Genomic DNA, 13,013 nt, shown 5'->3' on the forward strand with positions numbered 1-13,013 from the left:
TTGGCGTTAAGCATAGCGCGGGGATATGTAAATAAGAATAAACGGCGGGTCGGGATGGAGAAAAAAACGGCATATATGAAAAATTAGTGTGCCGGGGTTCACCCGGCACAATTGCAATCAGGCCGTACGCGCCACCGCGTCCCGTGACGCCGCATCGCGCTCATCGCCGGTCAGCTCGCTCAGCTTGCCGTCGCGCATCTCCAGCAGACGGTCGGCGTGAATGAAGTAGTGATCGTCATGGCTGATGGCAAAAATGGTTTTTCCCATCGCCTGCATCAGCGGCAGCAGGACCTGATAAAACTCGCGACGGAAGTGCGGGTCCTGATCGGCGGCCCATTCATCCAGAAGGATGATGTCGCGCTCTTCGGCCAGCGCCAGCAGCAGCGCCACGCGCTTCTTCTGCCCTTTCGACAGCTTGAGATTCAGGATTTTGCCATCCTGAAGCTCCAGCTTGTGCGACATTTGCAGGTGCGCAAGCCACTTCTCCACCAGCGCCGGATCCGCCTGCTGCCCTTCCGGTCCCAGCAGCCGGTCGAACAGCCAGACGTCGGTAAATACCGCCGAGAAGAGCTTGCGGTAGTCCTCCGGTTTCTCCGCGCTCAGCGCTTTACCATCCAGCAAAATTTCACCCGACTGCGGCTGGTAGAGGCCCGTCAGCAGCATCGCCAGCGTGGATTTGCCGCTGCCGTTACCGCCGATCAGGAACAGCAGTTCGCCGCGGTGAATGGTCAGGTTGATCGGCCCCACTGAGAAGGCGTTATCCTGATAGCGGAAGGTAACGTTACGCAGCTCCAGCGTTTGCCAGTTCGGGAAGGCCTGCGGGCGCGGGAACTCAGCCTTAAACGGCGCAAGGTCGAACTTCTTCAGCTTGTTGAAGGCCACCTGTGCGCTCAGCAGCGTCGGCAGTGCGCCAACGGCCGACAGCAGCGGCGTGCGTAAAAACAGCAGCGTCAGGGAGTAGGTTGCCGCCACGTTGGTATTCGCCCACCCCAGGCTGTTCGCCATCCAGAACACCAGGCCAATCGCGCCCAGCATCATGATGTTGGACCAGTTCACAGCGCTCAGGTGGAACGTATCGGCGCGAATAATGTGATGACGATATTCGTGCGCATCCGGGATATAGAGATGGTTGAAGATATGTTCGGCGCGCTCGCGGTTCAGCGTCAGCTCTTTACGCCCTTCCAGCACCGTCTGGTAATCGTTATAGAGCTTGTCTTCCGTTTCGCGCAGCACCGCCATGTGCTTATAGACGCGTGATACCAGCAGGAACCCGCCCCAGATGGTAATAACAATCCACAGCGCCGTTACCGCCAGCATTTTGCTGGAGAGCCAGGCGAGATAGGCTGCCGAGCCAAAGGTCAGGATGATCCCCTGCACCAGCTCCGGCAGGCGCACAAAGGCGATGGTAATGGCGCGCACATCGCTGGTCAGCCCCGCCAGCAGAGAAGCACTTCCCAGCTGTTCGATGCGTTCCACTTGAGTATCAAGGATCCGTTTGATGAACTCACTGCGCAGACGGAAAACGAAGTGGTGGCCGAGCGCGGTCAGCGCCAGCTGTGACCCGAGCGTGACTGCCATCAGCAGCAGCAGTAAACCCAGAAATTCCGGCAGGACGGAGAGTGACGTGTCGACCATTTCGATCAAACGCACGTTAATGAAGGCAATCAGGCCGATCCCCAGCGCCGCGCTGGCAAGGCTTAACGCCATCACCGCGATAAAAGGCCAGCGATACTGCCGCCAGACAAGAAGAAGTAGTTGCATGCAGAGCAATCCGGACAAGAAAAATCAGCCAGCAGTGTAAACTGCCTTTCACACACATCAAGAATAATTCTTATTTTTATTCTCTGTACGCTGCCTGGCGGAACGTGAGGTTGTAGCGAAACGCCCCCGCCACCGGGTGATCGCCTGGTTTAAGCGGCTGAATACCGTGATAAAAAAGCCGTGATTCCCCGCCCCAGACCACCACATCGCCATGCTCCAGCATCAGCCGTTTGAGCGGGTCGTTGCGCCGCAGGCCGCCAAACTGAAAGACAGCGGGCAGCCCAAGGGATACCGAGACAATCGGCGCGCGCAGGTCCGGCTCGTCCTTATCCTGATGCAAGGAGAGCTTTGCCCCAACGGCATAGCGGTTAATAAGACAGGCATCGGGTCGAAAATCAGGATAGCCGGCCGCCACGGCGGCATCATGACACAGCGCCTGAAACGCCTCCGGCATCGGCGGCCACGGCTGATCCGTCAGCGGATCGTACGCGGCATATACATAGCCCCGCTCATTCGTCGCCCATCCCAGTTCGCCGCAGTTGGTCATCGCCACGGACATGGTATACCCGCCTGGCGTAACCATATGGCGAAACGGCGAACGGGCGGTGACGGCTTTAATGCCGTCGAACAGCGCCGCCGCGCGGGAAAGCGCGAAGCGTCTCAGGATCGTCGCCCCCGGCGCGAGCGACTCCTGCCAGGGTTCAGCATCAGCAAAAAGATCGAGCATTATTCCTCCGGGTTGTTCGCCTCACGTTTCAACAATAGCATCTTACGCGCTGCTCCCCAGCGATAACCCGACAGCGCACCGTCGTTACGCACCACGCGGTGACAGGGGATGACTATCGCCAGTTTGTTGGCACCGCAGGCCCCCGCCACGGCACGTACGGCATTGGGTTTACCAATGGCCTTCGCCACCTGCTGATAGCTTGCCGTTTTACCGCAGGGGATATCCCGCAGCGCCTGCCAGACCTGCTGCTGGAAGGCGGTACCACGGATATCCAGCGGCAGCGTCAGCGGCGTCGCGCGGCTGTCGACAGAGGCAATAACCTGACGAACACGCCCGGCAAACGCGCCTTCCATCGGTTCACGGACGGCAAGCGGAAACAGTGACAGCAGTTCAGCCGTCAGCCCGGCATCGTCATCACCCAGCAGTATTGCGCAGATCCCGCGCTCGCTTTCGGCCACCAGACAGCGGCCCAGCGAGCAATCACTGATGGCATAGCGGACCGCAGCCTCTCCGTTGCGGTACTGTTTTGCCGTCATGCCCAGCGCGCCATCGGCTTTACGGTAGTAGCTGCTGCCGTCCGGGAAGCCAGCGGCCAGTACGGCGTCGGTGATTTTACCGCCCTGTGCAAGCAGGCTGCGCAGGCGTTGTTCACGCGCGGCCTGCTGCCATGCTTTCGGCGTCATGCCGGTGAAGGATTTAAACAAGCGGTGGAAATGGAACGGACTCATGGCAACCTGCTGCGCCAGTGCCTCCAGGTTCAGCGCGGCATCCTGTTCAAGCAGTCGACAGGCCAGCGCAATGTTGGCCTTTTTCTGCGCCATAGGGTCGACCTGGTCCGGCCTACAGCGCTTACAGGGGCGGAAACCCGCCTGCGCGGCCTGGTGAGCATCAGGATAAAAGCAGACATTTTTACGCAGCGCGTGGCGGGCGCGGCAGGACGGACGACAATAAATGCCGGTCGTCTGCACGGCAAAGACAAACTGGTTATCCGCACGCGGATCGCGGACCAGTACGGCCTGCCAGCGATCCTCATCGGTAAGATAGGTTGTGTTTTTCATCATCGGCTCCTCTTACAAGCATACGCTCAGCTTGCCTGAACGCCACCGAACAAAAACCCGCAACCTTGCTTTTTAATTTTTTTCGCTCACCAGGAAGCTATTGAACTGCGGCGAACTCCAGGTTTTAAATCCGTCAGCCTCTTTGGTGATCATATAGACGGCCAGCCCTTCCTGACGCACCACCTCTTTGGCCTTCTCCGTGCCGAGCACCATCAATCCGGTATCCCAGGCATCCGCTTCCAGCGCGGTTGGGGCTATCACCGTCACGGACACCAGGTTATGGGTAATCGGGCGTCCGGTTTGCGGATCAATCACGTGCGAGATACGTTTGCCATCCAGCTCGTAATAGTTGCGGTAGCTTCCGGAGGTGCTTATACCGTGCCCGTTGATGTCGACAATCGCCTGCACCGCGTTCTGCTGATCGGTTGGTTTTTGGATGGCCACTCGCCACGGCCTGCCGCTGGCGTTCATGCCCCGGCTGACGAGCGCGCCCCCGACGGAAACCAGATAACGCGGAATGCCTTCCTGCGCCATCAGGGCCGCGAGATGATCCGCAGCATACCCCTCGCCTACCGTGGAGAGATCGACAAACAGGTCGGGAATATCTTTTTGCAGGTATTGCTGACCGTACTGGGAGATCACCGCCAGATGCTGTAACCCTGTACGGGCGCGGGCGTCGTCGATGGCGGCTTGATCGGGTGTAGTCACCGGCTGCTTGTTGGGGCCAAATCCCCACAGGTTCACCAGCGGCCCCACGGTCACATCCATTGCGCCGTTGGTTTTGTAGCCCACGCGCATCGATTCCGTGACGATATCGGCCATCGCTTCGCTCACCGGCCACAGCGAGGTGCTGCTGGAGCGATTGAAACGCATCAGCGCTGAGTCATTTTTATAGGTAGAGAGTAGCTGATCGTCGGCATCCAGCTGCGCCTGAATTTTACCGCGTAATTCTTCAGCGCAGGATTTATCAATATCCATCACGCTGACGCGCCAGAAGGTCCCCATGGTTTTCCCTTCCAGCACCGTCGCGGCGGGTACGTCGATTTTTGCGGGCTGTGTGGAAGAGTCACACGCGGTCAGGAGTAAAAAAGTCGCCAGAACGCTGGCGCGTAAAAAAGTCATATCCATTGGTTATTATCCTCATGCCAGGGCGGCAAGAGTACACTAAAACAGCGTATTTGTAAGACCCTAAAAAAGCATGAAAAAAGGGGCCTGTTGGCCCCTTTGTCGCTGTATGAGCAATTAGAACTGGTAAACCAGACCCAGCGCGACGATATCGTCAGTACCGATACCTGCTGCGCGAGTGAAGTCGTTCTCATCAACCAGGTTGATTTTGTAATCAACGTAGGTGGACATGTTTTTGTTGAAGTAGTAAGTCGCGCCAACATCAACATATTTCAGCAGATCCTGGTCGCCGTAGCCGTTTTCCAGGTCCTTACCTTTAGATTGCAGGTACGCCACGGATGGACGCAGACCGAAGTCAAACTGATACTGCGCAACCACTTCGAAGTTCTGCGCTTTGTTAGCCCAGCCCAGGTCGCCCGCACGGGTCGCGTTGTAAGTCTGAGTATACTGTGCAGCCAGGTAGATGTTGTTCGCGTCGTATTTCAGACCACCGGTGTAGGTCTCTGCGCGATCGCCTTCACCGTAGTAGCGCGCAGCGTTCTGGTCAGCAGTACGTTTAGAACTGGTGACTGCCGTACCGATAGCGAAGCCTTCGCCCAGATCATAGGTCAGAGAGCCGCCGTAGCCATCACCGTTCTGACGCAGTGCCTCACGACCGTTGTTGGTCTGGCCTTCGCCGCTTGCGCTGCCGTTTTTACCCTGGTACTGCAACGCGAAGTTCAGACCATCAACCAGACCGAAGAAGTCCTGGTTACGGTAGGTCGCGAAGCCGTTACCACGCTGCTGCATGAAGTTGTCAGAACCGTAGGTATCGCCGCCGAATTCCGGCAGAACGTCGGTCCAGGAAGTTACATCGTAAACAACGCCGTAGTTACGACCATAGTCGAATGAACCCGCATCAGCGAATTTAAGACCTGCGAACGCCACACGCGTCCATGAGTTGTTTTCGTTCTCACCAGAGTTACCCTGGATCTGGTATTCCCACTGGCCGTAACCGGTCAGCTGGTCGTTAACCTGAGTTTCGCCTTTGAAGCCTAGACGCATGTAGGTCTGGTCGCCGTCTGCACTGTCGTCATCAGAGAAATAGTGCAGGCCATCCACTTTACCGTACAGATCTAATTTGTTGCCGTCTTTGTTATAAATTTCAGCCGCATTTGCTGCGCCTGCCACCAGCAGAGCTGGTACCAGGAGGGACAGTACTTTAACTTTCATTTTATTAACCCTCTGTTATATGCCTTATTATTTACCACTGCTTACTGGTCAACCCTCTTAACCAGTCGGCAAGTTCATTCTCCTCAAAAATGCAGAATAATCCAACAGGAATATGATACGAAAACTTTGAAGATGTTTCACTTTACCATCAAGATGTTTCAATTTGTAAATTTGGAGGAACTTTTACAGAGCATTAATAGTTTAAAAATATAGCACGGATAATCAAAACAAAAATATATCGCATTAAATTCAGCAAATTGCCGTAAAAAACAGTACAGCACTGAATGACAAAAAAATTCCCTTCAACACCACTAAAATAACCCTCGCTATCATCATTAACTTTATTTATTACCGTCATTCAGTTCTGAATGTCTGTTTATCCCTAATTGAACCGGATGCTTCGCATTCGGTTTTTTTTTTACCTTTCTTTACGTCAACCTACATTTAATGTGCTACCGCTTGGTAATGATAACGACTATTAACTAAATCCCGAATACGGCTTGCACTTAATTGTTTTTATGCTATCGAAATTAATTTCTTGTTTATTCGTGCTATTTTTCTGCCGGTGCGATGGCGTATTTATACATTTCACGGGGTTTTGTACACCTTTCACCCGGGGACGTTGAAGCCGGTTACCCGGATAAAAAGTCAAGGTTATACCGATAACGACGCTGGAAATTCAGTTATTACCCTTTATACTGCCCTATCCCATTACCGCGCGGCCATTACGGGTTAAACACATCGATGAGTCAGACTGAAACTACCGCCCCGAGCAAATTCTCCCTTCTACCGGGCAGCATCACCCGTTTCTTTCTTCTGTTGATCGTTGTGCTGTTAGTCACAATGGGAGTGATGATCCAGAGCGCCGTTAACACCTGGCTTAAAGATAAAAGCTATCAAATCGTCGATATCACCCATGCGGTGCATAAACGCATTGATACGTGGCGCTATGCGACCTGGCAAATCTACGACAATATCGCTGCCGCGCCTGCCACCTCGTCAGGCGAAGGGTTGCAGGAAACGCGCCTTAAGCAGGATGTGTATTACCTTGAAAAACCGCAGCGCAAGACGGAAGCCCTGATTTTCGGCTCGCACGACAGCGCAACGCTTGAGATGACGCAGCGGATCTCCTCCTATCTGGACACCCTGTGGGGCGCCGAGACCGTACCGTGGTCAATGTATTACCTGAACGGTCAGGACAACAGCATGATCCTGATCTCAACCCTGCCGCTTAAGGATCTCTCGTCGGGCTTTAAAGAGACCACCGTTGGCAGTATTGTCGATTCCCGTCGGGCAGAAATGCTGCAACAGGCCAACGCGCTGGACGAGCGCGAAAGTTTCTCGTCATTACGCCGTCTTGCCTGGCAGAATGGTCACTACTTTACGCTGCGAACCACCTTTAACCAGCCGGGCCATCTGGCGACCGTGGTTGCCTTCGACCTGCCGATTAACGATCTCATCCCACCGGATATGCCGCTGGACAGCTTCCGTCTGGAGCCAGACAATAGCACCCAAAATATGCGCTCGCCGTCGGATAAAGAAGGCGCGGACAGCGTAGCGATCTCATTTAATGGCTCAAAGATTGAGATTGCCTCATCGCTCAACTCAACCGGTATGCGTCTGGTGTGGCAGGTGCCTTTTGGCACCCTGATGCTTGATACTCTGCAAAACATTCTGCTGCCGCTGCTGCTGAATATCGGCCTGCTGGCGCTGGCGCTGTTTGGTTACAGCACCTTCCGTTTCCAGTCGGGCCGCCAGAGCGACTCGACGTCGGTATCAGCCGGGACCAGCAACGAGCTGCGCATTCTTCGTGCCCTGAATGAAGAGATTATTTCCGTGCTGCCGCTTGGGGTGCTCGTTCACGATCAGGAGGCAAACCGCACGGTAATGAGCAATAAAATTGCCGATCACCTTCTGCCGCATCTTAACCTGCAAAATATTACGGCCATGGCGGACCAGCATCAGGGTGTCATCCAGGCCACCATTAATAATGAACTGTATGAGATCCGTCAGTTCCGCAGTCAGGTCGCGTCGCGCACGCAAATCTTCATCATTCGCGATCAGGATCGCGAAGTGCTGGTGAATAAAAAGCTCAAGCAGGCGCAAAGACTGTACGAGAAAAACCAGCATGGCCGCGCCGCGTTTATGCAAAATATTGGCGATGCCTTTAAACAGCCGTTGAAGTCACTCGCCACGCAGATTGCTGATCTGAGCACGCCAGAAAGCCGACAGCTAAGCAGCCAGGCCGATTCACTGGTTCGTCTGGTGGACGAAATCCAGCTTGCGAACATGCTGGAGAATGACATCTGGAAGGGCACCCCTACGCTCTTCTCCATCCAGGACCTGATTGATGAGGTGGTGCCGGAAGTCCTGCCGGTGATCAAGCGCAAGGGACTCCAGCTGCTGATCAACAACCATTTACCGGCCAACGACGAACGTCATGGCGATCGCGATGCCCTGCGTCGCATCCTGATGATGTTGATTCAGTATGCCGTCACCACGACGCAGATCGGCAAGATCACCCTTGAAGTCAGCACCGATGAGTCCACCGACGATCGTCTGACGTTCCGCATCCTGGATACGGGCGAAGGCGTGACCGTGAGCGAAATTGATAACCTGCACTTCCCGTTCCTGAACGATACCCAGCGCGACCACTACGGTAAGGCGAATGCCCTCACCTTCTGGCTTTGCGATCAGCTGGCGCGTAAGCTGGGCGGTCATCTGAACATTAAGGCGCGCGAATCCCTCGGCACCCGCTACTCTTTACACGTTAAAATGGCGGCGAATCCACAGGAAGAGGATGAAGAGCGTCTGCTGGACGATGTGGTGGTGATGGTGGATGTGACCTCCAGTGAGATCCGAAATATCGTCGTACGTCAGCTGGAAAACTGGGGTGCGTCCTGCATTACCCCGGACGAAAGGCTCGCGAGTCAAGAATTTGATCTATTTTTAACTGATAATCCGTCTAATCTTACTGCCTCAGGCTTGCTTTTAAGCGATGATGAGCCAGGCGTGCGGAAAATCGGCCCTGGGCAGCTGCGCGTCAACTTTAATATGAGCAATGCAATGCAGGAAGCTGTATTACAACTGATTGAAGAGAATCTGGCGCAGGAAGAGATCCTGGAGTCACCGTTAGGCGGCGATGAAAATGCCGAACTCCATGCCAGCGGATATTATTCGCTCTTCGTTGATACAGTACCAGATGATGTTAAGCGGTTGTATACTGAGTCCGCTGCGCAGGATTTTGCAGCGCTGGCACAGACAGCACACCGGCTTAAAGGGGTGTTTGCCATGCTTAATCTGGTTCCCGGCAAGCAGTTATGTGAAACGCTGGAACATCTAATTCGTGAGAAAGATGCCTCTGGCATTGAAAAATACATCAGCGACATTGACGCTTACGTCAAGAGCTTGCTGTAGCAAGGTAGCCTTATACATGAACAATATGAACGTAATTATTGCCGATGACCATCCGATTGTACTGTTCGGTATTCGCAAATCACTTGAACAGATCGAGTGGGTGAATGTAGTCGGTGAATTTGAAGATTCCACAGCCCTCATTAACAACCTGCCTAAACTTGATGCGCACGTGCTCATTACCGATCTCTCCATGCCTGGAGATAAATACGGTGATGGGATCACGCTCATCAAATACATTAAACGCCACTTCCCGGACATTTCGATCATTGTTCTGACCATGAACAATAACCCGGCGATCCTGAGCGCCGTTCTGGATCTCGATATTGAAGGGATTGTGCTGAAACAAGGCGCACCTACCGATCTTCCAAAAGCGCTGGCGGCGCTACAGAAAGGGAAGAAATTCACTCCTGAGAGCGTCTCACGCCTGCTTGAAAAAATCAGCGCGGGTGGTTATGGCGACAAGCGTCTCTCGCCTAAAGAGAGTGAAGTTCTGCGTCTGTTCGCTGAAGGTTTCCTGGTCACTGAAATCGCCAAGAAGCTGAACCGCAGTATTAAAACCATCAGTAGCCAGAAAAAATCCGCGATGATGAAGCTGGGTGTGGATAACGATATCGCCCTGCTGAACTATCTCTCTTCCGTGACGCTGAGCGCAACGGACAAAGACTGATCTTCGCTGTCTATGCCGGGTGGCGCTCGCGCTTACCCGGCCTACAAACCCCGCAGGCCCGCGCAAGCGCAGCGCCGCCGGGCACATAAAAAAGGCCCTTTCGGGCCTTTTTTATTGTCTCGCTTTTCGTACCCGCTCCGCATAGACGGATAGCGTCTGCTTCAGTACATCCAGCGTGACCGGCTTCGACAGGCAGCTGTCCATTCCCGACTCCAGACAGCGCTGCTTCTCCTCCGCCAGCGCGTTGGCTGTCACCCCCACCACCGGCAGCGTCAGCCCCAGCTGTCGGATACGCTGCGTCAGACGGTAGCCGTCCATGTTAGGCATGTTCACATCGCTGAGCACAATATCAATATGGTTCTTACTTAAGACATTCAGGGCATCCACGCCATCATTGGCCGTTTTACACTGATAGCCCAGAGAGCCAAGCTGGTCTGCGAGCAGACGACGGTTAATCGGATGATCGTCGACGACCAGAATCATCATATCGTCATTCACCGACGCCAGCTCATCAGGGGAAGCCAGCACGGTGGCGCCGTCGCTGTCTTCAAGCTGCACGCTGTAAATGCGCGCCAGCAAGCCCAGCAGCTCGTGCGGTGTCGCCACGCTGTGCACCCATACTCCAGGCGAACGCTCAAGCGGAATACCGATATGACGGCGGCAGAACATCACCACGCCGCGCCCCGCCCACGCCTGTTCCGGCTCAACGTCGGTGATCAGCATGTCATCCGCGCCCGGCGTCTGGCCTTCGTAGCGCGAAACCCGCACGCCGCTGCTGGTCAGCATTGAGGTCAGGAAATCATGTAAGGAGGCGTTGTGCACCGCCAGCCAGCAGTGCTTATCGCTCAGGCCGTCGACCGTGGTTTTCGCCGGATAATGCGCCGAATAGAGCGGAATACGAATGGTGAACTGGCTGCCCATACCCGGCTCAGTATCGACAGAGATATCCCCGTCCATCATGCTGATAAGCTTCTCGCAAATAGCCAGACCAAGCCCGGTCCCCTGGAAATTACGCTGGACGCCGGTTCCTACCTGGAAGAACGGATCGAACAGGCGAACAACTTCTTTCGCCGGAATCCCCACCCCCGTGTCGCGCACGCGAATGGTCAGGTACTCCCCTGCCCGACAGACGTGCAGCACAATACAGCCGATATCGGTGAATTTGATGGCGTTGCTCAGCAGGTTTGAGATGACCTGTTGCAGACGCATCGGATCGCCATGCAGCGTCAGGGGCACATCCGGCTCGATAAAGCAGTACAGCCCAAGCTGTTTACGCACCACCAGCGGCAGATAGTTAGCGCAGATATGGTTCATCACCTCGCGCGGGGAGAACTCGCGCGGCTCTATTTTCAACTGCTCGGATTCAATTTTAGAGAAGTCGAGAATATCGCTGATGATTTTCAGCAGCAGGCTGGACGAGTTGTTCATGGCCGTCACCAGCCGGTCGACCCCTTTCGGCAGCTCTTTGGTCTGGAGCAGATCGAGGTTACCGATAATACCGTACAGCGGCGTACGCAGCTCATGACTGACGGTCGCGAGGAACATCGATTTCGACTGACTGGCCTGCTCCGCCGCCTGCGCCATATCCTGCAACGACTCTTCCATTTTCACGCGCGCAGAGACGTCCACCAGCACGCAAATCGCCACGTTTTCATTACGGTAGCGCGAATGGACAAAGCTGATTTGCAGGTTGGTGTGGGTGCTGGTCAGCACATCCACAAAGTTAACCTGTTGCCCACAGATGATCTGCGTTAACCGCTGGCGGTCTTCATGCGTTAGCATGTTCAGGTAGTTATGGGCAAGCTCGTTACTGAGGATATTTGTCCCGTCCTGAGTACGCAGGATGCAGATCCCCACCGGTGCCGAGGCGACAATTTTACGGTTAAACTGCTCGTGCTCCTCCAGACGCTGAGCATCCGCCTCCGCCGGAATAAAGATCCGCCGCTCATACATTCTCGCCAGCATAAACAGCGCGACACCTACCGCGATGTTCAACAAAATGGCGTTAAGGATCAGGATGCGAATGCGCTCCAGCACCTTATTCACCGGCAGCGAGTAGACAATGCTCAGCGACGATGGCGGTAAACTTTTCTTGAGCACCAGCTCGCGGAACCCGGAGGTATAGCCAAACCATGACCGCTCCTGCATCCAGCTGGGTTCCACCTTCAGGCGGTTTTCAGGCCCGGTAAGGGAGATGAGCGGATGGCCGTTTTCATCCAGAATGGTCACGCCCATCGGCAGACTGCCCGGCGTGAAGAAGTTTTCCATGCGGATGGTTTGTTCAATCCCCAGCAGCGCTTGCAGGCGGTTTCCGAGGTAAACCGGAGTCAGGGCATAGAAATAGCCGACCCCCATGCGCGGCCCCTGGCTTATCCAGAAGATGTTGTTCCCGCGCTCTTCCTGAGGCGCATTGCGATATTTCACTATGCGCTCATGCAGACTTTTCAGCGCGTCTTCACGTTCGACGGGCATATCCCGCAGGCCGAAATCTGCCATGCAGAGATTTTCGTTGCTAATCAGATAGACGCGGTTCAGATCGTAAGCGGCCGAGAAGTTATCGCGCCAGTAGCGCATAAACCATGACAGGGACTCCAGTGAACCACGCCAGGCTTTGCCCATGGCGGAACAATCGGAATCCGGGAAGAGCGGTTCGAAATCAGGCACTTCGGTTTTTTCATCCCGACCGCGGATGGCAAGAATGCCGTTCTCCGCCGTCAGTCGATTCTCAGCAATATACTTAAGCTCTTTCATCACGTCAGACGTACGCTGGATATAGCGCTGAGCCTGATCCGAGCTCAAATTAAACTCCTGGCGGATCTCCGCTTCTTTCTGGTGTAACGCGTTAACGATGTAAAACACCGAGAGCAGTGCCACCAGCAACCATAGCAGTAGCGCAAGCGCCCGAAACAGATAGCGGGAGACTTTTAACGTGGTACGAAAGGAGACGAGGTATTTCAAAGGGGCGAGGCTCCGCCGTCGGGGTCAAAAAGAATGTGGTTAAGGTAGCGGTAAACGCGGCTTGTCGCAACGTTCACTTGTCTGCTTG

At 54.7% G+C, this 13,013-nt stretch carries 8 protein-coding genes; 2 read left to right on the forward strand and 6 right to left on the reverse strand.

Annotation, left to right across the window (positions count from 1 at the left end; translation table 11 throughout):
• Positions 1-117: 117 nt before the first annotated feature.
• The 5 genes from BFV63_RS14940 to BFV63_RS14960 all read right to left on the reverse strand — a co-directional run bounded on the left by BFV63_RS14940 (position 118) and on the right by BFV63_RS14960 (position 5,883).
• Positions 118-1,761, reverse strand: a complete 1,644-nt coding sequence (locus BFV63_RS14940) for a multidrug ABC transporter permease/ATP-binding protein (RefSeq protein WP_048240446.1) — start codon at positions 1,759-1,761, stop codon at positions 118-120.
• 76 nt (positions 1,762-1,837) lie between these two features.
• Complete coding sequence (gene alkB, locus BFV63_RS14945) at positions 1,838-2,488, reverse strand: DNA oxidative demethylase AlkB (RefSeq protein ID WP_032609716.1); 651 nt, start codon at positions 2,486-2,488, stop codon at positions 1,838-1,840.
• The gene (gene ada / locus BFV63_RS14950) at positions 2,488-3,546 is read right to left on the reverse strand and encodes a bifunctional DNA-binding transcriptional regulator/O6-methylguanine-DNA methyltransferase Ada (protein ID WP_048240445.1); all 1,059 of its coding nucleotides are present in this window, start codon (positions 3,544-3,546) and stop codon (positions 2,488-2,490) included. Before ada ends, alkB begins: the two co-directional genes overlap by 1 nt.
• 72 nt (positions 3,547-3,618) lie before the next feature.
• Positions 3,619-4,674, reverse strand: coding sequence for an FAD:protein FMN transferase ApbE (gene apbE / locus BFV63_RS14955; protein WP_048240444.1), 1,056 nt, complete (start codon positions 4,672-4,674; stop codon positions 3,619-3,621).
• 114 nt (positions 4,675-4,788) lie between these two features.
• Complete coding sequence (locus BFV63_RS14960; RefSeq protein WP_047055377.1) at positions 4,789-5,883, reverse strand: porin OmpC; 1,095 nt, start codon at positions 5,881-5,883, stop codon at positions 4,789-4,791.
• Between the two features lie 744 nt (positions 5,884-6,627).
• Between BFV63_RS14960 and rcsD the strand changes: the two genes are divergently transcribed.
• On the forward strand, positions 6,628-9,300 hold the full coding sequence (rcsD, locus tag BFV63_RS14965) for a phosphotransferase RcsD (protein WP_003859403.1): 2,673 nt from the start codon (positions 6,628-6,630) through the stop codon (positions 9,298-9,300).
• A gap of 16 nt (positions 9,301-9,316) precedes the next feature.
• The gene (rcsB, locus tag BFV63_RS14970; protein ID WP_003859405.1) at positions 9,317-9,967 is read left to right on the forward strand and encodes a response regulator transcription factor RcsB; all 651 of its coding nucleotides are present in this window, start codon (positions 9,317-9,319) and stop codon (positions 9,965-9,967) included.
• Between the two features lie 111 nt (positions 9,968-10,078).
• Here rcsB and rcsC read toward each other — a convergent pair whose 3' ends face one another.
• On the reverse strand, positions 10,079-12,925 hold the full coding sequence (gene rcsC / locus BFV63_RS14975) for a two-component system sensor histidine kinase RcsC (protein WP_069597562.1): 2,847 nt from the start codon (positions 12,923-12,925) through the stop codon (positions 10,079-10,081).
• Between the last annotated feature and the right edge of the window lie 88 nt (positions 12,926-13,013).

The organism is Enterobacter hormaechei subsp. xiangfangensis, assembly GCF_001729785.1.
Taxonomy (GTDB): domain Bacteria; phylum Pseudomonadota; class Gammaproteobacteria; order Enterobacterales; family Enterobacteriaceae; genus Enterobacter; species Enterobacter hormaechei_C.

Excerpts from the sequence above, each read along its gene's own strand:
- BFV63_RS14940 (WP_048240446.1), bottom strand. The coding sequence starts at position 1,761 with ATGCAACTACTTCTTCTTGTCTGGCGGCAGTATCGCTGGCCTTTTATC.
- alkB (WP_032609716.1), bottom strand. The coding sequence starts at position 2,488 with ATGCTCGATCTTTTTGCTGATGCTGAACCCTGGCAGGAGTCGCTCGCG.
- ada (WP_048240445.1), bottom strand. The coding sequence starts at position 3,546 with ATGAAAAACACAACCTATCTTACCGATGAGGATCGCTGGCAGGCCGTA.
- apbE (WP_048240444.1), bottom strand. The coding sequence starts at position 4,674 with ATGGATATGACTTTTTTACGCGCCAGCGTTCTGGCGACTTTTTTACTC.
- BFV63_RS14960 (WP_047055377.1), bottom strand. The coding sequence starts at position 5,883 with ATGAAAGTTAAAGTACTGTCCCTCCTGGTACCAGCTCTGCTGGTGGCA.
- rcsD (WP_003859403.1), top strand. The coding sequence starts at position 6,628 with ATGAGTCAGACTGAAACTACCGCCCCGAGCAAATTCTCCCTTCTACCG.
- rcsB (WP_003859405.1), top strand. The coding sequence starts at position 9,317 with ATGAACAATATGAACGTAATTATTGCCGATGACCATCCGATTGTACTG.